The sequence below is a fragment of the Rhodococcus sp. IEGM 1302 genome (assembly GCF_030056935.1).
Lineage (GTDB): Bacteria > Actinomycetota > Actinomycetes > Mycobacteriales > Mycobacteriaceae > Rhodococcus_F > Rhodococcus_F qingshengii.
Genome location: NZ_JASHKY010000004.1, coordinates 252,409 through 276,628 on the forward strand (window position 1 = coordinate 252,409; position 24,220 = coordinate 276,628).

The window sequence follows — 24,220 nt, forward strand, 5'->3', positions numbered from 1 at the left end:
CGCGGCTGGACCCCGTCGAGAGGGGGACACCGGGATCGACTGGTATCGGGGCGCTGCAGTTCGCATCCGGTGTCACGAGAACCCGGTTCCGGCTCACCCCAGGAGAGTTTGATGACCTCAGCGACCATTCCCGGTCTCAATGGAACTGACGGCACGCCCCCCACGCAGCACAAGGAACTGCTTGCATGGGTGCAAGAGGTTGCCGAACTCACCCAGCCTGATCGCGTCGTCTTCGCAGACGGCTCGGACGAAGAATGGGACCGACTGACAACGAAGTTGGTCGAGGCAGGAACCTTCACCCGCCTCAACGACGAGAAGAAGCCGAACTCTTTCCTCGGCAACTCCGATCCGTCCGATGTCGCGCGAGTCGAATCGCGTACGTACATCTGCTCGAAGGAAGAAATCGACGCAGGTCCCACCAACAACTGGATGGACCCGGCGGAGATGCGCACCCTCATGGGTGACCTGTACCGCGGTTGCATGCGTGGACGCACCATGTACGTCGTGCCGTTCTGCATGGGCCCCCTCGACGCCGAGGACCCGAAGCTGGGCGTCGAGCTCACCGATTCCGAGTACGTCGTCGTATCCATGCGCGTCATGACCCGCATGGGCAGCAAGGTTCTCGACAAGCTCGGCACCGACGGATTCTTCGTCAAGGCGCTGCACTCGCTGGGCGCTCCGCTGGCCGAAGGCCAGGAAGACGTCGCGTGGCCGTGCAACGACACCAAGTACATCACCCACTTCCCCGAGGATCGTGAGATCTGGAGCTTCGGTTCCGGCTACGGCGGAAACGCTCTCCTGGGCAAGAAGTGCTACTCGCTGCGTATCGCCTCGGCAATGGCGCACGACGAGGGCTGGCTGGCCGAGCACATGCTCATCCTCAAGCTCATCTCGCCCGAGGACAAGGCCTACTACATCGCGGCGGCATTCCCCTCCGCTTGTGGCAAGACCAACCTCGCGATGATCCAGCCGACCATCCCCGGGTGGCGCGCCGAGACCCTCGGTGACGACATCGCCTGGATGCGTTTCGGTGAGGACGGACAGCTGTACGCCGTCAACCCGGAATTCGGTTTCTTCGGCGTGGCTCCCGGCACCAACTGGTCCTCGAACCCCAACGCCATGCGCACCATCGACCAGGGCAACACGGTCTTCACCAACGTCGCTCTGACTGACGACGGTGACGTCTGGTGGGAAGGCCTCGAAGGCGACCCGCAGCACCTGATCGACTGGAAGGGCAACGAGTGGACGCCCGAGTCGGGCACCCATGCGGCTCATCCCAACTCGCGTTACTGCACCCCGATGTCGCAGTGCCCGATCATGGCTCCCGAGTGGGACGACCCGAAGGGCGTGCCGATCTCGGCAATCCTGTTCGGCGGACGCCGCAAGACGACGGTTCCGCTGGTCACCGAGGCTCGCGACTGGCAGCACGGCGTCTTCATGGGTGCAACGGTCGGCTCCGAGCAGACCGCAGCAGCCGAAGGCCAGGTCGGTACGGTTCGCCGCGATCCGATGGCAATGCTGCCGTTCCTCGGCTACAACGTCGGTGACTACTTCCAGCACTGGATCGACCTCGGCAAGTCCGCGGACGCGTCCAAGCTCCCCAAGGTCTTCTACGTCAACTGGTTCCGCCGCGGCGACGACGGACGCTTCCTGTGGCCAGGCTTCGGCGAGAACTCCCGCGTCCTGAAGTGGATCGTCGAGCGTATCGAGCACAAGGCTGCCGGTATCGACACCCCGATCGGCGTCGTTCCCACCGGATCGGCACTCGACATCGAAGGCCTGGACGTGTCGGACGCCGACATCACCGAGGCTCTCGCGGTCAACATCGACGAGTGGAAGGCCGAGATCCCGCTCATCGAAGAGTGGTTCGACTTCGTCGGCGAGAAGCTGCCGACCGGCATTCGCGACGAGTTCGAAGCTCTGAAGCAGCGGTTGGCCTGATAAACCGCCCCCGTATGTAGTGGCCTGATGCCGCATTGGTTCAATTTGATGAACCGATGCGGCATCGGTCGTCTGTATGCCCTTGCCTGTAGCCGTTAAGCAGTTCAGCCGTTATGCAGTTCAGCCGTAAAGCAGTGATCAGCGAGCGGGTCGACACACTCGATCCTCAGGAGGACCAGATATGAGCGGGATCTACAACAACGTGACCGAATTGGTCGGGCGCACCCCGATCGTGCGGCTCAACCGTCTGACCGAGGGCCTGGACGCACAGGTTGCCGTCAAGCTCGAGTTCTACAACCCGGCCAACAGCGTCAAGGACCGGATCGGCGTGGCGATTATCGACGCCGCCGAGAAGTCCGGTGCACTCAAGCCCGGTGGCACCATCGTCGAGGGAACCAGCGGTAACACGGGTATCGCACTCGCCATGGTCGGTGCTGCTCGCGGCTACAAGGTCATCCTGACCATGCCCGAGACCATGTCCACCGAGCGTCGCGTGATGCTGCGTGCTTACGGCGCCGAGATCGTGCTGACCCCGGGATCCGAGGGCATGGCCGGTGCGGTCGCCAAGGCCAAGGAAATCGTCGAGCAGACCGAGAACGCTGTCTCGGCCAGCCAGTTCGCGAACCCGGCCAACCCGGCCATCCACGAGGCCACGACGGGCGAAGAGGTCTGGGCCGACACCGACGGCGCCGTCGACATCTTCGTGTCCGGCATCGGCACCGGCGGCACTATCACCGGCGTCGGACGCACCCTTCGCAAGTACAAGCCCGAGGTCAAGATCGTGGGCGTCGAGCCCATCGACTCGCCGATCCTCAACGGTGGCCAGCCCGGCCCCCACAAGATCCAGGGAATCGGCGCGAACTTCGTGCCCGACGTCCTCGATCGCGAGATCTACGACGAGATCATCGACGTCTCGTTCCCCGATTCCATCGAGGTCGCTCGCGCACTCGGTACCAAGGAAGGCATCCTGGGCGGCATCTCGTCCGGCGCCATCGTCTGGGCAGCACTCGAGTTGGCGAAGCGTCCGGAAAACGCCGGCAAGCTGATCGTGGCTGTCGTGTGCGACTTCGGCGAGCGTTACATCTCCACCCCGCTGTTCGAACACATCCGGGACTGAGACTTGTGAGTATCCTCGGGACAATTCGCGAGGACCTGCAGGCTGCGCGCGGTCAGGATCCTGCCGCGCGCAGCAATGTGGAGAACGCGCTCGTTTATTCAGGGCTGCATGCCATTTGGGCACATCGGGTTGCGCATCGCATGTGGGCCGTCCCTGCGCTACGCGGCCCGGCGCGAGTGCTCTCGCAGCTGACACGCTTCGTCACCGGCATCGAGATTCATCCCGGTGCCACCATCGGCCGGCGGTTTTTCATCGATCACGGCATGGGCGTCGTGATCGGGGAGACGGCCGAGGTCGGTAACGACGTGATGCTCTATCACGGCGTCACTCTCGGTGGTCGCTCGCTCGAGCAGGTCAAGCGTCACCCGACGCTGGGAGACCGGGTCACCGTCGGCGCTGGTGCCAAGATCCTCGGACCTGTCGTCATCGGTGAAGGTAGCGCTATCGGCGCTAATGCCGTTGTCACCAGAGATGTTCCGGCCGAATCCATCGCGACGGGTATCCCGGCGGTGGCGCGGCCACGGACCACCAAGGAAAAACTGGTGGACCCGAACAGCTACATCGATCCTGCGATGTACATCTGAAGCGCTCCTTCTTCGATGGCCACCCTCGTGTAGACGGCGGGTGGCCATCGGCGTCTGTTCAGGCTCGCGTCAAGTGCCACCCGCGACGTCCCAGTACGACGGCCGTCGCAGCGCCCAATGCTGCTCCGATCAAGGGATAGCAGGCCAGGACGAACCAGCGCGGTCCGTCCAGGGGTTCGTAGGCGGTGGCTATCGTCGACTCGTAGTCCCGAGCCATCTGCACGTCCCGGAACGGTACGTAGGAACCCTGATAGACGATGGTCTCGTCAGGACTGGTCATCACGTCGATCAGACTGCCCACCAGGGGAATTCCCCCGACTGCAAATCCCAGAACCGCCAGAATCACGATCAGTGCGCGCATCGGACGAGCCTATCGCCCGGCCGGAAATTCAGACTGCGATCGACGGTTCTTCGGGCGTCGAGAGGGTCAGGATCGCCCGCACGACACGTGGGCTCTGCTCGAGTGAGCGCTCGAGTTCGCGCAACGTGTGGGCAACTCGGGATTCCGCGTAGTCACCGACCAGGTCGACGCTGGCCACCAGGTACACCTGCCGTGGCCCGAGGTATTCCATGCGTAGGAACGTGATTCGGTTGATTTCGGGCAGTTGGGTGAGAGCTTCGACGGCTGCTGCCCGCAGCGTCGGCGAGGCCTCTTCGCCGACCAGGAATCGGCGGTTCCGATCGATCAGGATGATTGCGATGACCCCGAGGAGGATGCCGACGAAGATGGAGCCGAGGGCGTCGGGGATGGGTGAACCGGTGACCTGGTGCAACAGAACACCGACGAACGCGATGACCAGACCGATAAGTGCCGCAGCATCTTCGGCGAACACGGCCCGAGTCGTCGGGTCGGATGTGTTGAGTGCCTGGGTCATGACGTCGCGGTTCACGGCGGACGCTTCGTTTCGGAGTTGTTTGTACGCCTGCCGGAACGAGATGCCTTCGAGGATGAACGAGACGCCGAGGACGGCGTAGGCGACACCGAAGTCGGACGCCGGTTCGGAATGGAACAGTTCCTGGATGCCATGAGTGATCGAGACACCCGCGCCGAGTGCAAACAGTCCGAGAGCGGCGAACATCGACCAGATGTATGCCTCCCGGCCGTAGCCGAGTGGCTGGTCTCGGTCGGGAACCCTTTTCGAGCGACGGTTCGCGATCAGCAGCAGCACTTCGTTGCCGGTATCGGCCCAGGAGTGGGTGGCCTCTGCGACCATCGATGCAGATCCGGTGACGATGGCGGCCGCCGTCTTGGCACCGGCGATCAGCGCGTTCGCCGCAAACGCCAGTACGACCGTCGTGGTGCTCTCGTCGGCCGATGCTTCCGTTTCGGTGCTCACGATTCTCAGGCTAGGCGGGTGACGACGGTTTCGTGCGGTGACGCTCGGCGACGGAGTGCAGCAGTGTGGCGACGGCGTCGTGGAACTGCGTCAGGCCCGGCTCTTCGACGGGAAAGTGCCCGCACCCGTCCAGCATCACGAATTCGGTGGGTGCGTTGATGCGGCGGAGGAACTGCAGGCTCAGTTCGGGTGGCGTCCATCGGTCGTCGGCCGGGTGGGTGAGCAGAACGGGCGTCGTCCGAAATGCTTCGGGTGCGGTGTGCTCGAACGAGAAGTAGCTGCTGAGGAATCCGAGTGGCACCCGAACACCGCCACCGCGCGGATCGGTTGCGCACAGCGTTGCGAGCTCCCGATTGCTGCTCATGTTCGCCACGTCGGCGACCCAACGGATGGGCACGCGGATACGGCCCACCAGTCGTTCGGTGCGCCGCATCAGGGGAGCGCCGTAGACACCCATCGGGCCGAACCGCGCCGCGGCAGCTCTGGCCGATGGATCCGAGGGATCGAGCAGGCAGGTAGCGACGACGGCGTCGGCCAGACCGGTCCGCGCGGCTACCTCGTAGGCCAGCAGACCGCCGATGCTGGCTCCCAACAACACCAGCGGCCGATCGTCGGCTGCCTTCTCGGCCCGGACGAGATCGCAGAGGAGATCGACCCACTGCTCGTACCGGACGCCGGCGGGATCGGCTACGACGGTGTCGCCGTACAGCGGAAGGTCAGGGAAGAGGACTTCGGCTCCGAGTTTCACGCCGATCCCGGCGAACGGCCACAACGCGCCCGAGTAGCCGCCGGCGCCGTGGATGCCGAGAACACGAACCGGCGCGTCTGGAACCACGGCCCGTGCGACGTGGACGGTGTTGCCGTTCCACTCCCACCACGTCGGGGTCGGCGCCGGCATGTGGTCGGTGTACCGGTCGGGCATAAACTTCGAGTAATCGGCGCTGGTCACCTACACAATTCTCGGTATCGGCGTCGCGGCTGACAACTCGCATCGGAGGACCGTGTCGACTCGGCGGAAAAGGCCCTCCCAGCAGCGCTCGAGGGCTACCTACGACGCGATCCTGGAGGCAGCTACTCGCGTTTTCGCTTCGGAAGCCATGGCAGCGACCACCAACCGGATCGCTGACGAAGCAGGGGTGTCGGTGGGCTCGCTCTACCAGTATTTCGGCGACAAGTACGAGATCCTCTCGGAGTTGGCGAACCGTCACGTGAGTGCTGCGCGGGAGAGTTTTGCGCTCTGCCTTGCCGACATCGTCGAGCGTGAGCTCACCCCGGAGGAGGCCGTCCGGATGTTGGTGGAGTGCGCGGTCGAAGTGAACAGTAAGCCGCGAGAGTTCTTTCACCTGCTCTACGATCAGGTTCCGCGTACGCGTGAGCTCATCGAGCAGGTCGAAGGAATGAATCGTCAACTGGTACTGGGTTTTTCGGATTACTTGCAGAGCTACGGTTTCAGTGCGGAGGATGCGTTGTTGACGTCGCGGCTGACCGTGACTGCCGTGGACAGTCAGGTGCATCGGGTTGTGCTGGAATCGGATTCACCCGAAGAACTTCGAGTGCGAACGGAAGCCGTCGTACGGCACGCGAGATCGATGATCGGGTCGCAACCTTGATCCGGTGTCGAGAATGGTGACCACAGTCCGTTATGGTTCTGACGTCATCATCGAGGTAATGGGAAGTCGGTGCAATTCCGGCGCGGTCCCGCCACTGTGAGGTCGTCCATGCGTCGACCGTAGCCAGATACCACCCTCGTTGACGTTGTGTCATGCCACGAGGATGGATCGGTCACACCATGAATGCTGTTGGCGGAGCTCTGTCTCCACCTACCCACCTGCCTTCGCCGAAGGCTGGTGCGCCTCGAGGACGGCTCAGTCCGGGTATCGTGCTGCCCGCTCTGCTGGTCGTCGCCGTGCTCTCTGCTGTGTGCGCGTTGGCATTCGGATCCGAGATGCTCCCCGTGTCCACTGTGGTGGACGTGGTGCACTCGCGCTTTGGAGGCCCACCCGTCACGCGTTCCGAACTTGCGATCGTGTGGGGGATCAGAGCACCTCGGGTACTGCTCGGTCTGGCCGTCGGCGCTGGTCTTGCCGTCGCCGGCGCGGTGGTGCAAACCCTCGTCCGTAACGCTCTTGCCGATCCCCACCTGCTGGGAGTGTCGTCCGGCGCGAGTGTCGGTGCCACCGCCGTCATCACCACCGGACTGTTCGCCGGCGCGGGAGTGTGGGCGCTCAGTTTCGGCGCGATGATCGGGGCGTTGGGAGCTGCGATTCTCGTCTTCACCATCGCGACGCTGCAAGGCGGTATCACTCCACTGCGATTGGTTCTGACCGGCACCGTTACCGCATCCGCCCTGTCGGCGATCGCGAGTTTTCTGGTGCTGCGTACCAATGATTCCCAGGCCGCGCAGTCCGTATTGTTCTGGCTCCTGGGAAGTTTGGCCGGGGCATCCTGGGACAAGTTGTGGGCGCCGGTCATCGTTGTGTTCCTGCTGACGGCAGCGGTGTTCGCCCTGCACGGTTGGCTGGACGCGCTGGCGGCCGGGCCGGACGTCGCGGCTTCGCTCGGTATTCCCATCCGAACCCTGCGAAACGTGCTGTTCGGCGTGCTGGCAGCGTTGGTCGGCACGATGGTTGCGGTGTCCGGCGCGATCGCCTTCGTAGGCCTGGTCATACCGCACGTCACACGCATGCTTGTCGGAGCCAGACATCGAGTGGTGTTGCCGGCGGCAGCACTGATCGGCGCGTCGTTCCTGGTGTGGGTCGACGTCGTGGCGCGGACCTCGTTGCGGCCGACCGAGATCCCGCTGAGCGTGGTGACCGGGGTGATCGGTGCACCGCTGTTTCTCCTGCTTCTCGGCCGTCGGCGCTACCGATTCGGTGGCAGTTCGTGAGCGCCCGAGCCCTGGCGCTGACCGCGTCCGGAGTCGTTGTCCGCATCGACCGTCGAACCATCGTCAAAGGCGTCGACATCGCGGCCGACGCCGGTGCAGTAGTCGGCGTCGTCGGTCCGAACGGATCGGGCAAGTCGACGTTCTTGCGTGCTCTCGCCGGTCTCGGGCCGATCGCCGGCGGTGACATTCGTGTCGGCGGCGACTCCGTGCACGCGATGTCCGCGCGGTCGAGGGCCAAAGCCATTTCCTTTGTGGCGCAGGAAGAGCAGAGTCCCGCCGATTTGTTGGTTCACGAGTACGTGAGTCTGGGCCGCACGCCACATGCAAAGCCCTGGAGCGTCGGTGGAAAGCACGAGAATGCCGTCGTCGATCGTGCTCTGGGCGAGGTCGGAATGATCGAGCACCGGTTCTCTTCGATGGACACGCTTTCCGGCGGTGAGCGCCGGCGGGTGTTTCTCGCCCGAGGTCTCGCGCAGGACGCCGGTGTGCTCATCCTCGACGAGCCGACCAATCATCTCGACATCCGGCATCAACTCGAACTGCTCGATCTGGTCCGGTCGTTGGACCGGACGGTGATCATGGCACTGCACGACCTCGATTTGGCTGCGGCAGTGTGCGATCGGGTGCTCGTGCTCGCGGATGGAGTGGCCAGGGCGTTCGGACATCCATCCGACGTACTCACCACCTCGGTGGTGGCAACTGTCTTCGGCGTCGAGACTTTCGAGCTCGTGAACCCCGCGACAGGCCGTTCACACCTCGTATTCGAATCACGAAATTCTCAACTACAACAATCATTTTCGGAGAGTGCACTTTGATACAGGTCAAGACTCGAGCGTCGTTCGGTGCGGTTGTAGCCGCGACAGCGTTGTTGACAGTTGCCGGCTGCTCGGCAACTGCACCGGTGGACGAAGCTGCAGACAAGACTTCGGTGACATTGGAGAACTGCGGGACCGAAAGCACTTTCCAGCTTCCGATCGAGAACGTCGTTGCGACAAGCAATGCGGCCAATATCGGCACCATTCTCCGAGTCGGTGGTTTGGATCGTCTCGCGGCCGTCGTGTTGAACACGAACAACGACGCGGTCATGGAGTCGATGTTCGGCCCTGGAATTGCGGACGTCCCACACCTGGACGGAACGATCACGATGGAGACGATTCTGGGTAAGCAGGCGGACCTGGTGGTCGGCTCCTACAGTGGCTTGTTCAAGGGCGCCTCCGGTGTGACGCCGGAATCGCTGCAGAGCAACAACATCGATGCATATGTGATCTCCGATAGTTGTCGGCAGAGTGCCGCAGCGGATTCCGCGCTCGGCACGATGGGTCCGTGGGATGCCCTTCGTGCGGACGTGACCAATTACGGAAAGCTGTTCGGAACCGAGGACACCGCCGCCGAGGCATTGACCGAATTGGATTCACGTTTGGCACGTCTGGAGTCCGCGCCAGATGCCGCCGACAAGCCGAAGGTGCTGATCTACGACAGCGGTGAAGAAGATCTGTACACCAGCGGAGGCAACGGAGCCCCCAACGGAATCATCGACGTCGCCGGGGGAACCAATGTGTTCGCCGACGTCGACAACACCTGGTTCAAAGCGAGCTGGGAGACCGTCGCGAAGTCAGAACCCGACATCATCGTGATCATGGACTACAAGAAGAGTGCCGACGAAGTACAGGGCAAGATCGACGCGATCAAGAGCCGAGAAGGCCTGCGTGACCTCGACGCAGTCAAGCAGAACCGTTTCGTCGTACTCCCGCTCGCCATGTTCACCAGTGGGTTCCCCAATATCTACGGCGCGGAACAGTTGCGCGCGAAGATCGAAGAGTTCGGGCTGGCTCCGTCGAGCAGCATCGACTGGACAACCGCGCCGTCGGCATGAGCAACAACCGGTGCTCGCGTCGGGTGATTGTCGTCTTACGGCCGACTGTCAGCGGCCTGGACGAGTCGGCTGCGCGACGGATGCTCGACGCTGTTCGGGCCGGCACCGACGCCGACGTTCGCGTTGCGTACCTCGATGTCTCCTCGCCGAGCCTTCACGAGGAACTCGATCGAGCCCATGTCGATGACGTCGACAAGGTCGTGTTGATTCCAGTTGCGGTGCCGAGGGATCGGTACCTGCTCACGTGGACCAGCAAGGCGGTTGCGAACTGGCGCGAAACCCGGATCGACGCCGAACTGGAAGTGACGCTCCATGAAACGGAAACGCTCGAAGGTGCGGTGGCCGGGCAGGTGATCGACGAACTCGACTCGGCGGGAAAGCCGATCACCGCGAGTCCGGCGTCGTATCGCAGTCCGGCGTGGTCCGTGATCGAGCAGCACGATAGGCATCTGTTGGTGTGCAAGGGCCCTCGCTGTATGGCGTACGGAGCAGGACCGTTGCACCGGGCGATGAGCGCGGCGGCCAAAGGTACCTCGTCGAAGGTGACCGGAACCGGTTGTCTGAGCCCGTGCAACCTGGGGCCGTTGGTGATCGCGAACCCCGGCGGTACCTGGTTCGGGCACGTGGACGCCGGTGACGCTGAAGCATTGGTCGCAGGTCAGGAGAATCAATTGGAGGATCACGTTCTGGACCGGTAGATACAGGTCGGCGAAACAGAGAACCCGCTGAGCGCGAAGTGCGCTCAGCGGGTTCTGTTGTCCTGTCTCAGGAACCGAAGGGAAGGGTTCCCGGCGGGATCTGGTATCCACTGCTGCCGACGGAGGCGCTGCCCCAGAGTGCGAGGAAAGCGTTGATGGCGTTGGTGAGCATATGAATGTCCTTTGTGAGATGACTGATTCGTTTTCGACGGTACCGGGTGGATCTGTGGATTCGCTGGGAGTTGGCACCCATTTCATGGGGCTGGCACCCGTTCCGGCAGGTCGGAACGGGTGCCAACTGTCAGCAAAGGGTGCCAACTCCCGGGTGGGTCAGCCCACGTAGCCGGGCGGCATGAGTACGGACTTGGTCTCGCAGAAGGCTTCGAGGCCCTCAGGTCCGTTCTCGCGCCCGATACCGGAGTTCTTGTAACCACCGAACGGCGATCCGGGATCGAAGGCGTACCAGTTGATCGCGTAGGTACCCGTGCGGATCTGCGCAGCAACTTCGAGTCCGTGATCGATGTCGGTGGTCCACACCGATCCGGCGAGGCCGTAATCCGAATCGTTGGCGATCTTGATGGCCTCGTCCTCGGAGTCGTACGGAATCACCGAGAGAACGGGTCCGAAGATCTCCTCGCGTGCGATGGTCATCGAGTTGTCCACGTCGGCGAAGATGGTCGGCTCGACGTACCAGCCCTTGTCCAGGCCGGCGGGGCGTCCACCACCGAGTACGACGCGCGCGCCTTCTTCCTTACCCTTGGCGATGTAACCCTCGACGCGCTCGCGCTGCTTCTCGGAGATCAGCGGGCCGAGTTGTGCTGCGGGATCGGACGGATCGCCGACGGTCATGAAGCCTGCGGCGGTCTTCATTCCCTCGATGACCTCGTCGTAACGCGAACGGGGAGCGAGGATTCGGGTCTGAGCGACACAGGCCTGACCGGTGTTCATCAGGCCGGACATGACGAGCATCGGCATTCCGGCGGCGATGTCGGCGTCCTCGAGGATGATCGCGGCGGACTTGCCACCCAGTTCGAGGGAGCAGCGCTTGAGGTTCTGTGCGGCGATGGCACCGATCTTGCGGCCGACGGCACTGGATCCGGTGAACGTGATCTTGTCGATGCCCGCATGAGAGACCAGGTATTCGCCGGTCTCGGCTCCGCCGGGGAGCACGGAGATGACGCCTTCGGGAACGCCTGCCTCGGTGAAGATCTCGGCGATCACGTGGACGGAGAGAGGGGATTCGGGTGCGGGCTTGAGCAGTACGGTGCAGCCGGCGAGCAGTGCGGGGGCCAGCTTGTTGATCGCCAGGAACAGCGGGACGTTCCAGGCCAGCACGGCGGCGACGACGCCGACGGGCTCACGGGTCACCTTGGTCTGCCCGAAAGCGCCGGTGCGCTTCTCTTCCCACGCGAACTTGTCGGCCAGCTCGGCGTAGTAGCCCAGCGTCGCCATCGACGGGGTCTGCTGCATCATGCCGACCATGGCGGGCGGCTGGCCCATCTCGTTGGAGATGAGCTGGTTGATCTCCGCGCTGCGCTCTTCGATCAGCTTGGCGGCCTTGGCGAGGATCGCGCCGCGCTCGGCGGGGGTGGTGCGTGACCACGGTCCCTCGAACGCCGCGCGGGCTGCGGACACGGCCGCGTCGATGTTTGCCGGTGCTGCGATGGGACAGCTGCCGACGCGCTCCTCCGTTGCGGGAGAGAACACTTCGAGTACCTGGTCGGTGGCCGGGGCCACCCATGCTCCACCGATGTAGAGCTTGTCGTAGTCAGTCATCAATTCATTCCTCGGTGTTGTCGGTCGCCGCGAGGGCATACGCGTCGTCTGCCTGTGCGGTGTCGGTGAAACTGGTGAATCCGTATTTCTCGTGCGGTCCGATGGCGGCTACCTCGAAAAGACCGGTGCCGGTGTTGGTGTTCGTGCCTTCGGTGAGCGTGAAGGACGCGAGGTTGTCGACGGGGGAGAACATGCGTTGGAACGGTTCGATCTCGTGGACCTTGTGGCGGAGCCCTTGTACGACGAGTTCGCCCTGCCACATTCCGTGACGCCAGTCCTGTTCGAGCCCGTAGCCGGTGCCGATTCCGATGTAGTTGGCCAGCAGCAGTTCGCAGGCGACGGTGAGGACTTCACCGCCTGGCCGGTGGAAGGTGATGGTCGCTCCGGTGACGTCGCGGGTGTCGGGGCAGAACGTCAGCTCGTGTTCGGGCCGGCCGAGCCATTCGTTGTCCCTGGCTTCGTCCGGCCACACTCGCATGGCTTCTTCGACGATGCGCCTGCCCTGCTCGTCTTCCTGCATGATCACCGAGATCGTGAACTCGTCGAACTGCATGACCGCGTAGATCCAGAAGAAGTTCTGGATTCCGTCGACGGCGCGTCTGCCTTGCGGTTCGGCTTCACCGACCGGACGCACACCCCACGAGCGGTCGCGGTTACCTCGCCACGTCTTCGGGTCGATCGCGAAGTCCTCCCCGTCGACGGTGAGCGATCCGGTCCAGGTTCCGGTCTGCAGGAAGCGTGAGGTGTCGAACGTGACTCGTTCGAGTTGACGGCGAAAGTGCTTGGGCTCGAGCGCCGCCGGGATGGTGGCGTCGAAGGTGATGTCGAAGGAGAGATCGTATTCGCTGCCTGGTTCGAGGACGACGCGGAGCTTCTGCAGTCCTTCCAGCACTTCGATGCGCAAAGGTCCGACGGTGGTGTCGGTGCGGTCGGCGCCCAGAGCCTTCGACATACGAGCAACGATGTGGTCGTCACCGCGGCGCAGTACCGCGAAGGCGTCCATGACGCCGAGGTTGGGGTACTGGCCGAGTCCGACGATGAGGAACACGTCGGGGGATTCGGTGGGGTAGCAGTTGAAGTAGTAGCGGTCGTAGAAGTTTCGATCCGAGGTGGCTACGTGACGGATCGGTTCGGCGATCTGGTGAACGGGATAGTCGTCCATCGGTGAGAGCATGTCAGGCCAACCTCTCCCAGTAGGTACCGTCGAGCATCGCGGCGAGCGAAGCGCGGTGCATGATCATGTCGTCGGGGTCTTCGGGTCGCTGTGACTGGCCGAAAGCTATGGCGCGAGCCTGGATTCGCCACATGATGACCGCCTGACGCAGTGCGGCATAGGTAACGTAGAACTCCAGATCGTGTGGGGTGTGGCCGGTGATCTCGGCGTAGGTCTGCGCGAGATCCGGCAGTCGAAGGAAGTCGGGAAGACCGGGTAGGTTCGCCAGTCCGGCGATGTCCTCGAAGAACCTGTGCAGGAATGCCATCCAGCCCAGATCCATCTCCCGCGGGCCGAGAGTTGCCATTTCCCAGTCCAGTACGGCTACCGGCGCGAAGTCCTGGTACATGACGTTGCCGATGCGCGAGTCGCCCCAACAGAGCACTGCCGGCGAATCGTCCGCGGGATTGTTCTCCTCGATCCAGTCGAGGGCACGTTCGATGAGCGGTGATCTGATCCCGTCGGAGACCACCCACTCGTAGTACGCGCGCTGCTCGGCGATGTGCGCCGTGAATGCTTCTCGTGCAGTCGTTCCCGAATTCGGGAGTCGGAGGAAGTCGAAACGCTCACCAGGTTTGTCGATGGCATGCAACTGAGCCAGGACGTCGACCGAGCTGCGCTGCAGGGTCTTTCGCTGCTCGGGAGACGCTTCGGTGACCCACGATCCGAAGTTGTACGGCATGACGTCCGGTGGCACGTCGCCGGAGATGCGTTCCATCACGAAGAACGGCGCACCCAACGCGTCCGGGTCGGATTCCGACCAGTACACCGCGGGTACGGGCACTGCCGAGTGCTCGCGCACCTGAGCCATGGTGCGGAACTGGGATTCGAGGTCGTAGGCAGGAAAGACCGGCATGGTCGATTCCGTCGGCGCCACCCGAGCGACCAAGGGATGATGTTCGCCGTCCCAGGTGGCGTCGAAGAGGATGGTTTCGCTGGACATGCCGTTGGCTGCGGGCAAGGTGACGTCGGCGACGGTCACAGTGGATCCGCTCGGCACCTTGCCGGCCATCCACCGTTCCAGGCGCTCACGGAGGTCTTCGGTGTCGCGGAGGGAATCGCTTGGTCGGGCGACCTGGGCGTGATGCTCGGTTTCATCGGTCGAAGAAGCAGTCGAGGCAACGTCAGATGAGGAAGCGTCTGGGCTCACGGTCACCTCCTTCCCGTAGGCGTCACGTGCAATGCCCGTAACGGTGTGAGTCAGAACACTAAAACACGTTACAGAAATTGGGAACAGGTGGCACCCGTTTAGTGGGACTCCCTGCGGATTTATCGGGGAAGAACGCGTGTCAGATAACGGCGGTGAGCGCGAGCAAGCCCGCACCAGTCAGAGTTCCGGCGCCACCCAGCTCGGCGGGAACGATCCGGAGCCCGGCGACGAACGACAAACGGGCATGTCGGGCAGCCGCGTCGAGCATCGGTTCCCACAGCGGTGTACCCGACTGGGCGAAACCGCCGCCGATCACCGCGAGGTCCACGTCCAGGAGGGCAGCCGCCGAGGCGATGGCACCACCGAGCGCCGTGCCTGCACGGTGAAGCGCGTCCACGGCGATCGCGTCGCCGCTGCGTGCACCCTCGGCTAGTTCACGGCCGGTGTTCCCCGACCAGCCCTGGCTACGAGCCCATCGCACCGCGGACGGTCCACTTGCCACCGTCTCGAGGCAGCCGACGCCCCCGCAGCTGCACGGTTCGGCAGATCCTGGAACGACGATGTGGCCGATGTGACCGGCGTTCCCCGTGCGACCCCGAGCAATCTCACCGCCGAGAACGATTCCTCCGCCGATTCCCGTCGAGACGACCAGGCTCAGGAGGTTCGGGGTTCCGCGTCCGGCGCCGTGGTGGAACTCCGCCAATGCCGCTGCGGCTCCGTCCATGGCGAGGGCGGTTCCGGCATCGGGAAAGACGCTGCGGACGCCCGCTACGAGCTCGAATCCCTGTGCCCACTCGGTGATGTTGATGGGAGCGACGACGCCGGCGACGGTGTCCACCGGCCCGGCGCACGCGATGCCGACACCGTCGACCTCTCGGCCGTCTGCGACTCGTTCGAGCAGCGCCGCACACGCTCTCCACGGGTCGGTCTGCGGCGTCGGCACGCTGTCGAACACGGGAACGCGGCCGTCCTCGGACACGACCCCGGCAGCCATCTTGGTACCACCGATGTCGACTGCGAGGCGCATGTCGCTATCGCTTTTCGAGAACCACGACGAGGTTGCTCACCAGGAACTCCCGCAGACCGGGGACTCGGACCATCCACCACGCCCACGACGGGTGGTAGCGCGGGATCGCGGCGAGCAACGTGCCCTGGCTGGTTCCACGGGCCCAGCGTAAGCCGTCTGTGGCGCCGACTTTGAACAACGACACCCCGAATCTGTTCTTCGGTTCGCGCCCGGTCTTGCGTAGGTACCGCTTGGCTGCGTACTCGCCGCCCAGCGCGTGCCACGGTCCGGTTTCGTGGCCGCCGAACGGACCCCACCACAGGGTGTACGAGAGAACCATCAAGCCGCCGGGCTTGGTCACGCGCAGCATTTCCTCGGCCATCAGCCAGGGCTCGCTGACGTGTTCGGCCACGTTGGAGGAGAAGCAGATGTCCACGGACGAGTCCAGGAACGGCAGTGCCAAACCGGATCCACGCACCGCGCCGCCCACGGTCAGACCCGCAGCATGCATCTCCGACGGATCGGGTTCGACGGGAATGTAGCGGGCACCTGCGGCTTGAAAGACCTCCGCGAAATAGCCCGGACCACCGCCGACGTCGAGGACGGTGAGACCGTCGAGGGATCGTCCGGTGTGACCTTCGTGCAGGTCCGAGATCAATTCGACGGAGTCGCGCGCAAGCGCGCCGTAGAAGATGTCGGGCGCGGACTGCTCGTGGCGGAAGTCGCTGAGCAGGCCGAACGAGCGTTTCAGGGTTGCCCGTCGGCCGAAAATGCGGGTCACTGCGGGCTTGGTCACGGGTAGCAACTTTAGCCACTGGGTCGCCCGGTCCACGAACACCGTCAGGAGCGCGGCAATACGGACGCTCGAACAGTTAGGGTGTTCGGCAGGGTTACCGGCCGGTCAGGCGGGGCATCCCGCAGGATCGCCCGAACCGGGGTGGCCACCGACCAACTCAGGGAGTAACGCACGTGCGCGAGGTTCTGTTGCTCTGCTGGCGCGATACCGGGCATCCCCAGGGCGGTGGAAGCGAGCGTTACCTCGAGCAGGTCGGATCCCAGTTGGCCGAGCGCGGTATCAAGGTGACGCTGCGGACGGCGTCGTATCCCGGGGCGCCCGCGTCGGAGGTTCGAGACGGCATCACGATCAGCCGGGCCGGTGGACGTTTCAGCGTGTACCCCCGCGCTCTGGCCGCCATTGCCGCCGGACGTCTGGGTTTCGGATCGCTCAAGGGCATCCGCCCCGACGCGGTGATCGACACCCAGAACGGCATCCCCTTCTTCTCGAAGGCCGTGGCGGGTGCACCGGTCACGCTTCTGGTCCATCACTGCCATCGCGAACAGTGGCCGGTGGCAGGCAAGCTCGTCGGCCGGATCGGCTGGTGGGTCGAATCGCGATTGTCACCGCGCACCCATCGACGTAGTCAGTATCTGACGGTGTCGCTTCCCTCAGCGGAAGAATTGGTGGACCTCGGTGTCGAGCGCGAACGAATTGCCGTGGTGCGTAACGGTGCCGATCGGCTCCCCGTCGGCGTCGACGCGGGCGGATCGATCACCAGGGCCGAGCGTCCCACCATCTCGGTTCTCTCACGGCTGGTGCCGCACAAGCAGATCGAGGACGCACTCGAAGCGGTCGCAGCCCTGCGGCCTACGCTTCCGGACATCCATCTCGACGTCATCGGTGGTGGTTGGTGGGAGCAGAACCTGCGCGATCGTGCCGCCGAGTTGGGGATCGGTGACGCCGTCTCGTTCTACGGCCACGTGGACGAGGCTCGCAAACACGAACTGCTGGCGCAATCGTGGATCCACCTCATGCCTTCGCGGAAGGAAGGGTGGGGCCTGGCGGTCATCGAGGCTGCGCAGCACGGTGTTCCGACGATCGGTTACCGCAGTTCGAAGGGTCTGACCGACTCGATCGTCGACGGAGTGACGGGCCTTCTGGTCGGGGGCGAGAACGCCGGCGAGGGCGACATCGCCGATCTGACGCAGGCTGCCGGCACTCTGCTCCGCGACCACGAACTTCGCATGGTGCTCGGTGAGAAAGCTCGCGTGTGGTCCGGTGAGTTCTCCTGGGAACAGACCGGCACCGGAGTGCTCGAGGTGCTGACCGCGCACAAGGACGGTCGGTGGGTCTCAGGACTGGCCGCGCCGCGCGAGTCGAATTCGGTTCTGGTTCAGTCCGACTGAGATCAGCGCGATCGCACCCATCAGGACCCACGCGAGATGCGCAACTACGACGGCAGTTCGGGCACTGGTCGAGGCTTCCTGCGTGGCAATGTCTCCCGGTACTCGGAATAGCGCGAGATCGTTGTCGGCGAAGACCTGTTCCAAGCCGTCGAGCGTGGTTGCCGAGTTGCCGAGTTGACCTGGTGTCCCGCGCTCGATCAGTACCCATCCGACTCCGAGATCGGCCAACTGCGTAGGACTTCCGCCGGCCAGCAGTAGGTCCTCGACCCGAGTTGCCCGAGTCCCCTCGCCGCCGACAGCGCCACCGGCAACCACCAGTTGGCCGGTCTGCAGAACGTCGAGGGGCAGGAAGCGTGGTGCAGGGTCGAGTACCGGCGCATCACCGCTGTAGGGGAACGCGCGGAACATTCCGGCGGGAAGCACTGCAACGTCACCGGTTTCGTCTCGCAGTTGCTCGGTCACCACGGTCCAGGACCCGGGGTAGTGCACGGGCTTCAACGCGCCGCCGACACCCCACACCAGATCCGGCAGTGCCACGATCGTCACCACGACGGCGGCGACCGAGAATGCCGGGCGGGGGAGGGAGAACCGATTGCCTGCCCACATCACCGCGGCGGCCGCAGCAAGTGCGTAGAACGGGACGGCCAGCGCGACCCACTTCTGCGCGTCACGCAGTAGACCGGCGCCGGTGAACACCTCGACCGACCATCGGCCGGCGTCGAGACCCCACGGGGTAGCGCCCATGGTCGGACCCAGCACCGCGAACAGGGCCAGCAGTCCGAGTCCACTGACAACAGGATTCCGGCGTCGGCGCCACAGAGCGGGCATACCGGCGAACACCACGACAAGCAGAAGAACTGTTCCCACCAATGCGAAGAGTGTTGTGCGCGTGGACGGTACCGCTGCCGAGTTCCAGATACCGCCGAGACCGGCGAGGCTGCCGAGCGTCGCGAGTCCCGGTTCTGCTCGGGCGGCAAAGGCGGCGACTCCCGCCGGATCGGAACCGTCGCCTGCTGCTCCGGATACGAAGGTGGCGACCAACCACGGCGAGGCGGCGACGAGGAACAGCCCGATAGCGCCGCAGACACGCCGCATGGCCGAGGTTCGGCCTCCGGGGGTGGCAACTACCACCAGTGCGGCCGTCAGAGCGAGTAGAGCGCCGGTAGGTGTCAGGCCCGCGAATGCCAGTGACGCGGCCAACGCCCACCAGGACCCGGGCGTGGCTCGGCGAACTCCGATTCCGGCACACACGATCCACGGCAGTGCGGCATAACCGGTCAGCAGGCTCCAATGTCCTTGCAACAGGCGCTCGGCCACGTAGGGGTTCCAGAGCATCACCGTCGACGCGACCAGTTGTGGACCGAGACCGGCCGTCGGCAGCAGGACGGCGACCATGCGCGCCGCACCCCAACCGGCGAGCCAGAGCGCCACGAGCAGGATGAACTTGACCACCAGTCCGCCGTCGATCACGGTGCTCAACGCTGCGATCAGCGCGTCCTGGGGAACGGCGCGGGCTGCGGCGTCGGTGAGTCCGAGGGCGGAGTCGGTCAAGTACGAGCGCGGCGTGCTGACGGCGTCGCGCAGCAGGAGGTAGCCGGGGCCGAGCAGCGGTCCGAGGATCAACAGTGCCAGCGCCAGGCTGTACGCCGCAGGCAGGTAACGGCGGTATCCGGCTTGCACTGTCATGACGCGCACGATACGTGGTGCATCATTACTGCCATGCCTCGCCAACCACTCGATCGCGCCGCCGCGGCCGGGGTCGGCATGGTTTTGGTGGGATCGATGACGGCCAATGTCGCGTCGTACCTGTTGGCATGGTTGGCCAGCCGATGGTTGGGTCCGGTCGGCTACGGAGAGTTCGCGAGTCTGCTTGCCGCCCAGTTGGTACTTGCGGTTCCGGCTTTGGCGTTGCAGACGGTGGTCGCCCGCGAGGCGGTGCGTGGCAAGAGCACAGATGCGTTGCGGTCGTTGGGGTATCGATGCACCGCGATCGTCGCCGTCCTCGCGGTGGCGCTCACTCCGGCGATGGCGTGGCTGCTCGACACCGGAATCGTGGCGTCGTTCTCGGCATTGGTGACTGCGCCCATGTTGGTTCTGCTGGCCACGGAGCAGGGGTTGTTGCAAGGACACGGTCGATTCGGCACTCTCAGCGCCGTACTGGCCGGGGCCGGGGTGATGAAAGTCCTTCCGGCAGTGATCGTTCTGGCTTTCGGTGGCGGGGCAGGCGCGGCATTGGTCGCGGGCGCGGCCGGAACTGCGTTGCTGGTGGCGATAGTTCGAGTGGTCGACCGAACCGTCTCGGTGAGCGAGGACCGTCCGGTGCGTATCGGCGTCGTCTCCGTGCTCGCGGCGTCACAAGTCCAGCTCGCGCTGATCGCGTTGTCTTCGCTGGACCTGCTGATCGTCCGTGTCGTTCTCAGCGAATACGACGCCGGTGTCTACGCACTCGGCGCCGTCGCGACGAAGGTGGCGTTCTGGCTGCCACAGGCAGTGGGCGTCGTGCTGTACCCGAAGATGGCGAATCCGGCGCACTCGGCGCAAGCGGTTCGCTCGGCGTTGGCTGTGCTCGTCGGCATCGGCGCCGTGTTGGTTCTGGGGGCGGCGGTTGCCGGCCCGCTGGTGCCGATGCTCGTGGGCGACGCGTACGCCGCCGTGGCTCCGATGCTGTGGGCCTTCGCACTGCACGGTGCAGCGCTAGCGGTACTCCAGGGTGCCTTGCTGTCCGCAATCGCGTCAGAACGCACGCGAGTGGCCCTTCTGGCGTGGGCAGGACTGGCCGTGGAGGCGACGGTGATGCTGGTGTGGGCGAAGACGCCGGGAGAGTTGATCGGCGTCGCCGTGGTGGTTGCGTCGACGACGGCGTTGGCGGTGTCCGTCGCCGCAGTGCGAAGTGCCGACCGCGCCCGGCCGGCACCTCACACCGGCGTCAGTTCTCCAGACGCGTGAACAGATCGTCGAAGTAGTCGAGCGTACGCATCGCGGTGTAGACGGATCCGTAGTTGATGTTCCCACCCGTGTAGACGACGTTGTCGCCTTGTACTGCGCGGATACGGTTCCACATCGCGCGGTCGTCGCTGACGGGATCCACGCCGGGCGCGGTGGTGACGATCATTCCGTCGGCCGAGTCGAGAGCAGTCACGAGGTTTTCGGTAGAGATCTCCTTCTGTCCCTCGACCGGCCACTGGAGCTGGACGCCGAGGTCTTCGGCCACCTGCGTGGAGATGCCCTTGCGGTTGACGCCGTTGACCTTCTGATTCACGTAGTTCAGCAGCACGATCTGCTTGCTCGCCAAGCTCGGGGCGTGACGTTCCTTCAATCCGGCTGCCTTGTCCTCGTACGCTCCGATGACCTGACGGACGTCGGGGTTCTCGGTGCGATTCAGCCAACTCGCCAGCTGATCGATGTTCTCGCGCCACGGGCGCGTGAAGTCCATCGGAAGCACAGGCGCTGTCTGGCTCAACTGCTGTAGCGGCCACATGTCGGAGGCCTCACCGATGTCGGTGCAGATGATCAGGTCCGGTTCCAGCGCGAGAATTGCCTCGACGTTGACCGGTGCCTCGAACACCTGTGCCGTGGGATCGGCCGGAACCCACGGCTCGGCGGCGTCGAAGCTGTACGCGATGACCGGCAGGCCCATCGCAACGGCTGGTTCGAGGTCGAGTCTGGAGTCGATGGCGACGACGCGCTTCGGGGTGACCGGAATGTCATAGGTTCCGAGCGAGGTCGTGACCGTGCGCATCCCGGCCGAATCGCCCTCGGTACCGGCGGACCTCGCGCAACCGGCGGCGAACAGCCCGGAGAATGCAGCCGTGCCGACAACAAATCTCCGTCGCGTCAGATCGCTGACACAGATGTGCGAACCCAGAACTGTTGATGCGGGCATGTGGCTCCTCGTGTTCGGGGTGGTCTGGACTTCCAGAAAACGCTAAGCCCGCAACCACGCGGAGGGAACGACCCGTTGCGCCAATCCGTACGCCGATCCGGCAACAAAGCCCCGAAACGCAGCAGAGCGCCCCTTCCGTGTGGAAGGGGCGCTCTGCTTACTGTCTGAATCAGTCCTTGCGCAGATCCGGACGCGGAATCACCTGAGTGTCGTCCGAGGTCCAGTCGTGCTCACCCGGAGCCGGCTCGGGCGAGCCCTGGCCGCTGGGATTCTGGTTCGTTCCGCCGTGTGCAGCGCGGGCCGGAGTTCCGCCCTTGCCGCCGCGAATGCCGAGGAAGATACCGGCGATCAGCGCGATGACGCCGAGCACACCTGCCACGATCGGGACTGTGCGGCCGAACAGCGAGAGCTTGTCCATGCCGTCACGTGCCTGCTGGACCTGGTACTCGATGGTTGCTTCGTCGAAGGGCAGCGTGACCTTGAGAACCTCGACGTCGACCGAGTCCTTGTTGCGTCCGTAGTACTGGTGCAACTGCTCCTGGCCCTTGACGACGACGCCGGTCTTGGGCTCGACCCACAGGTCACGGACGTTGGTGTACCAACGCGTCATCGTGATCGGAGTAGCGCCACCGGGAACGCCCCAGGTGTCGGCGGGCAGGCTCAGCTTGTTGGTGGGGGAGTTGACGACCTTCGACAGGTCGACGGGATCGATCGTCTGCTGGAAGTGGTACACCTTCAGACCGTTGATCTCGGTCTCTTCGACGAAGTCGATGTCCTTCGTGGCGCGAGCGTTCAGGTCGAAGTAGGGGTAGCTCTTCTGTTCCGTGTTGAACGGGAACTTGTACTGCAGACCGTCGCGGGAAACTTCTTCGGCGGGCTGGTCGCTGGACGTCTGGACGGTTCCGACCGGATCGTTGGTCGGCATCGAGCTGACGCGATCGAGCGTGACGCGGTCCAGGGTTGCGGTCAGCAGTCCGGTGTCACCCTGCTTGTCGGTACGACGGACGGTCTGGCCGGCTTCGACGGTGATGATGTCGGCGTCGGACGGGTCCTGCGTGGTGACGTAGCGCTGAGCGACGATCGGCACGTTGGTGTCGACCTGTGCCTTTCCGCCGAGGAGGGCCGCCGAGTTGAGGACGCTACCGGTGCCTGTGGCGACAGTGGTCACCTCGAGGTCGAGTGGCGTCTTCTCCAGCTTGCCTACCGTGTAGGTAGGAATGAGGATGGCGATGGCCAAAAGGAAGGCACCGAGGCCCACCAGAATGCAAGGAAGTATCCGGCTCGGCCCTGAGCGTTCCGCCATGCTGTGACTCCTAACCCGTTAAGTCTTTCGAGGTTCCCCAACCGGCACAATATGAGCTGCGCAGATCGCATGGGGCCCCCGATGGACACCATGTGTGGCAGAACACTAACAGTCCACCGGCCCGGTTTGTCGCATGAGGGCATGAATTGGCCAGGCATTTTGTTGTGAGTCCCTGGTGGTTTCCCTCAATCGGCCTGGGGTGCACACTTATCCGTGATGATCAGTTCCACGAATTCCCCTCAGACGGTCCCGCCACAGGCTCGGGGCTTCGTTCCGGCTTTGGACGGTATGCGTGGATTGGCGGCGCTCGGTGTCCTCGTCACCCATGTCGCGTTCCAAACCGGTGAAGCGCAGTCCGGCGCGATCGGGCGCGCGTTCGGTCGACTCGATCTCGCCGTAGCGGTGTTCTTTGCCTTGTCCGGATTTCTCCTGTGGCGCCCCCACGCGGCAAAGGCTCGCGGAATCGGGCAGCCGCAGTCGACCGTCCGGTACTGGATCTCCCGCGCGACGCGCATTCTGCCGGCGTACTGGGTGGCAGTGGTCCTGATCCTGCTGTTCCTGCCCGGTGCCGGCGGGGGCTACCAAGTGTGGTTGGCGAATCTCGGGTTGGCGCAGGTCTTCGTGCCGTTGACACTCACCGAGGGCCTCACGCAGATGTGGAGCCTGTCGGTCGAGGTGGCGTTCTATGTTCTGCTGCCGCTGTTCGCGTATCTGATGGTGCGACTACGCGGAAACTCGGCCCGGTTCCGGCTACCGCTTCTGCTCGGGGTGTCGGTGTTGGCGCTGACGTGGGCTTTCATTCCGATCCCGACTCCGGACGCCATTCACCACGACAACTGGCTGCCGGGCTACCTGCCGTGGTTCGGCGCAGGCATGGTGCTGGCCGAGTTGGCCGTGGGCCCGTCGACGTGGATGCATCGCCTCGCGCACCGGCGGGTGCTCCTGACTTTTGTTGCGTTTGTGGCCTTCGTTCTCTCGTGCACCGATCTGGCCGGGCCCGAAGGTCTGGTGCGGCCGGAGCCGTGGCAGTACGCGATCAAGATTGCACTCGGCGCGATCATCAGTTTTTCGTTGATCGCGCCATTGGTGTTGCGCGATCAATCGCAGCATCGATTCCTGGCGAGCCCGCTGGCGCTGGCAATCGGACGCTGGTCCTACGGCCTGTTCATCTGGCACCTGGCCGTACTGAACGCTGTGTTCCCCGTGTTCGGCATAGTTCCGTTCTCGGGCAGCTTCTTCTACGTCCTGGCGCTGACGGTCGTCCTGAG

The 24,220-nt window shown here is 64.2% G+C and carries 21 protein-coding genes, 1 pseudogene and 1 riboswitch; of the genes and pseudogenes, 11 read left to right on the forward strand and 11 right to left on the reverse strand.

The window, feature by feature from the left end:
- Nucleotides 1-111 precede the first annotated feature (111 nt).
- The 3 genes from QM609_RS10280 (at nt 112) to epsC (ending at nt 3,642) form a co-directional block, all read left to right on the forward strand.
- A complete protein-coding gene (locus QM609_RS10280; RefSeq protein ID WP_003945806.1) occupies nt 112-1,941 on the forward strand; it encodes a phosphoenolpyruvate carboxykinase (GTP) in 1,830 nt (609 codons plus the stop codon).
- 181 nt (nt 1,942-2,122) lie between these two features.
- Nucleotides 2,123-3,058, forward strand: coding sequence for a cysteine synthase A (cysK, locus tag QM609_RS10285; RefSeq protein WP_003945916.1), 936 nt, complete (start codon nt 2,123-2,125; stop codon nt 3,056-3,058).
- A gap of 5 nt (nt 3,059-3,063) precedes the next feature.
- Nucleotides 3,064-3,642, forward strand: coding sequence for a serine O-acetyltransferase EpsC (gene epsC, locus QM609_RS10290; protein ID WP_003945907.1), 579 nt, complete (start codon nt 3,064-3,066; stop codon nt 3,640-3,642).
- A gap of 58 nt (nt 3,643-3,700) precedes the next feature.
- Here the strand turns inward: epsC and QM609_RS10295 are convergent, their stop codons facing one another.
- The 3 genes from QM609_RS10295 to QM609_RS10305 are packed head-to-tail and all read right to left on the reverse strand — an operon-like array spanning nt 3,701 to nt 5,928.
- On the reverse strand, nt 3,701-4,003 hold the full coding sequence (locus QM609_RS10295; protein ID WP_064111923.1) for a hypothetical protein: 303 nt from the start codon (nt 4,001-4,003) through the stop codon (nt 3,701-3,703).
- 28 nt (nt 4,004-4,031) lie between these two features.
- A complete protein-coding gene (locus QM609_RS10300) occupies nt 4,032-4,979 on the reverse strand; it encodes a cation diffusion facilitator family transporter (protein WP_003945700.1) in 948 nt (315 codons plus the stop codon).
- A 10-nt stretch (nt 4,980-4,989) separates the two neighbouring features.
- On the reverse strand, nt 4,990-5,928 hold the full coding sequence (locus QM609_RS10305) for an alpha/beta hydrolase (protein WP_007734503.1): 939 nt from the start codon (nt 5,926-5,928) through the stop codon (nt 4,990-4,992).
- 52 nt (nt 5,929-5,980) lie between these two features.
- Here QM609_RS10305 and QM609_RS10310 point away from each other — a divergent pair, with 52 nt between their 5' ends.
- The 5 genes from QM609_RS10310 to QM609_RS10330 all read left to right on the forward strand — a co-directional run bounded on the left by QM609_RS10310 (nt 5,981) and on the right by QM609_RS10330 (nt 10,437).
- Nucleotides 5,981-6,589 carry a TetR/AcrR family transcriptional regulator gene (locus tag QM609_RS10310; protein ID WP_076948593.1) on the forward strand — a complete coding sequence of 203 codons (609 nt, stop codon included), beginning with the start codon at nt 5,981-5,983 and terminating at the stop codon, nt 6,587-6,589.
- Between the two features lie 16 nt (nt 6,590-6,605).
- A riboswitch (cobalamin riboswitch) is annotated at nt 6,606-6,741 on the forward strand.
- 117 nt (nt 6,742-6,858) lie between these two features.
- The gene (locus QM609_RS10315) at nt 6,859-7,866 is read left to right on the forward strand and encodes a FecCD family ABC transporter permease (protein ID WP_007734507.1); all 1,008 of its coding nucleotides are present in this window, start codon (nt 6,859-6,861) and stop codon (nt 7,864-7,866) included.
- Entirely contained in the window at nt 7,863-8,681 is an 819-nt protein-coding gene (locus tag QM609_RS10320) for an ABC transporter ATP-binding protein (protein WP_042920263.1), read from the forward strand. Before QM609_RS10315 ends, QM609_RS10320 begins: the two co-directional genes overlap by 4 nt.
- A gap of 86 nt (nt 8,682-8,767) precedes the next feature.
- The gene (locus QM609_RS10325) at nt 8,768-9,739 is read left to right on the forward strand and encodes an ABC transporter substrate-binding protein (protein ID WP_228232469.1); all 972 of its coding nucleotides are present in this window, start codon (nt 8,768-8,770) and stop codon (nt 9,737-9,739) included.
- Nucleotides 9,736-10,437, forward strand: coding sequence for a (2Fe-2S) ferredoxin domain-containing protein (locus QM609_RS10330; RefSeq protein WP_064111920.1), 702 nt, complete (start codon nt 9,736-9,738; stop codon nt 10,435-10,437). Before QM609_RS10325 ends, QM609_RS10330 begins: the two co-directional genes overlap by 4 nt.
- Nucleotides 10,438-10,767: 330 nt before the next feature.
- On the opposite strand, the gene QM609_RS10335 is transcribed toward QM609_RS10330, so the two are convergent.
- The 5 genes from QM609_RS10335 to QM609_RS10355 form a co-directional block, all read right to left on the reverse strand.
- Nucleotides 10,768-12,213 carry an aldehyde dehydrogenase gene (locus QM609_RS10335; RefSeq protein ID WP_076948594.1) on the reverse strand — a complete coding sequence of 482 codons (1,446 nt, stop codon included), beginning with the start codon at nt 12,211-12,213 and terminating at the stop codon, nt 10,768-10,770.
- A gap of 4 nt (nt 12,214-12,217) precedes the next feature.
- Nucleotides 12,218-13,387, reverse strand: coding sequence for an Rv3169 family protein (locus QM609_RS10340; RefSeq protein ID WP_042452600.1), 1,170 nt, complete (start codon nt 13,385-13,387; stop codon nt 12,218-12,220).
- Between the two features lies 1 nt (nt 13,388).
- Nucleotides 13,389-14,576: a phosphotransferase family protein gene (locus QM609_RS10345; protein WP_007734522.1), complete on the reverse strand. Its 1,188-nt coding sequence runs from the start codon at nt 14,574-14,576 to the stop codon at nt 13,389-13,391.
- Between the two features lie 139 nt (nt 14,577-14,715).
- Entirely contained in the window at nt 14,716-15,603 is an 888-nt protein-coding gene (locus QM609_RS10350; RefSeq protein WP_076948595.1) for an ROK family protein, read from the reverse strand.
- Nucleotides 15,604-15,607: 4 nt separating this feature from the next.
- On the reverse strand, nt 15,608-16,378 hold the full coding sequence (locus QM609_RS10355) for a class I SAM-dependent methyltransferase (RefSeq protein WP_003945692.1): 771 nt from the start codon (nt 16,376-16,378) through the stop codon (nt 15,608-15,610).
- 173 nt (nt 16,379-16,551) lie between these two features.
- On the opposite strand from QM609_RS10355, the gene QM609_RS10360 reads away from it, so the two are divergent.
- Nucleotides 16,552-17,766 carry a glycosyltransferase family 4 protein gene (locus QM609_RS10360; protein ID WP_042920253.1) on the forward strand — a complete coding sequence of 405 codons (1,215 nt, stop codon included), beginning with the start codon at nt 16,552-16,554 and terminating at the stop codon, nt 17,764-17,766.
- Here the strand turns inward: QM609_RS10360 and QM609_RS10365 are convergent.
- Nucleotides 17,713-19,452, reverse strand: coding sequence for an MmpA family trehalose lipid delivery protein (locus QM609_RS10365; protein ID WP_042920250.1), 1,740 nt, complete (start codon nt 19,450-19,452; stop codon nt 17,713-17,715). The genes QM609_RS10360 and QM609_RS10365 overlap by 54 nt on opposite strands.
- 33 nt (nt 19,453-19,485) lie before the next feature.
- Between QM609_RS10365 and QM609_RS10370 the strand changes: the two genes are divergently transcribed.
- The gene (locus QM609_RS10370) at nt 19,486-20,712 is read left to right on the forward strand and encodes a lipopolysaccharide biosynthesis protein (RefSeq protein WP_042920247.1); all 1,227 of its coding nucleotides are present in this window, start codon (nt 19,486-19,488) and stop codon (nt 20,710-20,712) included.
- Here the strand turns inward: QM609_RS10370 and QM609_RS10375 are convergent.
- Nucleotides 20,693-21,649 (reverse strand): ABC transporter substrate-binding protein, encoded by a 957-nt coding sequence (locus QM609_RS10375; RefSeq protein ID WP_064074119.1) that lies wholly within the window; start codon nt 21,647-21,649, stop codon nt 20,693-20,695. The two genes, QM609_RS10370 and QM609_RS10375, sit on opposite strands and share 20 nt — an antisense overlap.
- Before the next feature lie 169 nt (nt 21,650-21,818).
- Entirely contained in the window at nt 21,819-22,952 is a 1,134-nt protein-coding gene (gene pgfA / locus QM609_RS10380) for a cell envelope lipid trafficking protein PgfA (protein ID WP_007734539.1), read from the reverse strand.
- A gap of 216 nt (nt 22,953-23,168) precedes the next feature.
- Here pgfA and QM609_RS10385 point away from each other — a divergent pair.
- Nucleotides 23,169-24,218, forward strand: a pseudogene (locus QM609_RS10385) (acyltransferase family protein); the annotation flags it as partial.
- Nucleotides 24,219-24,220 lie beyond the last annotated feature (2 nt).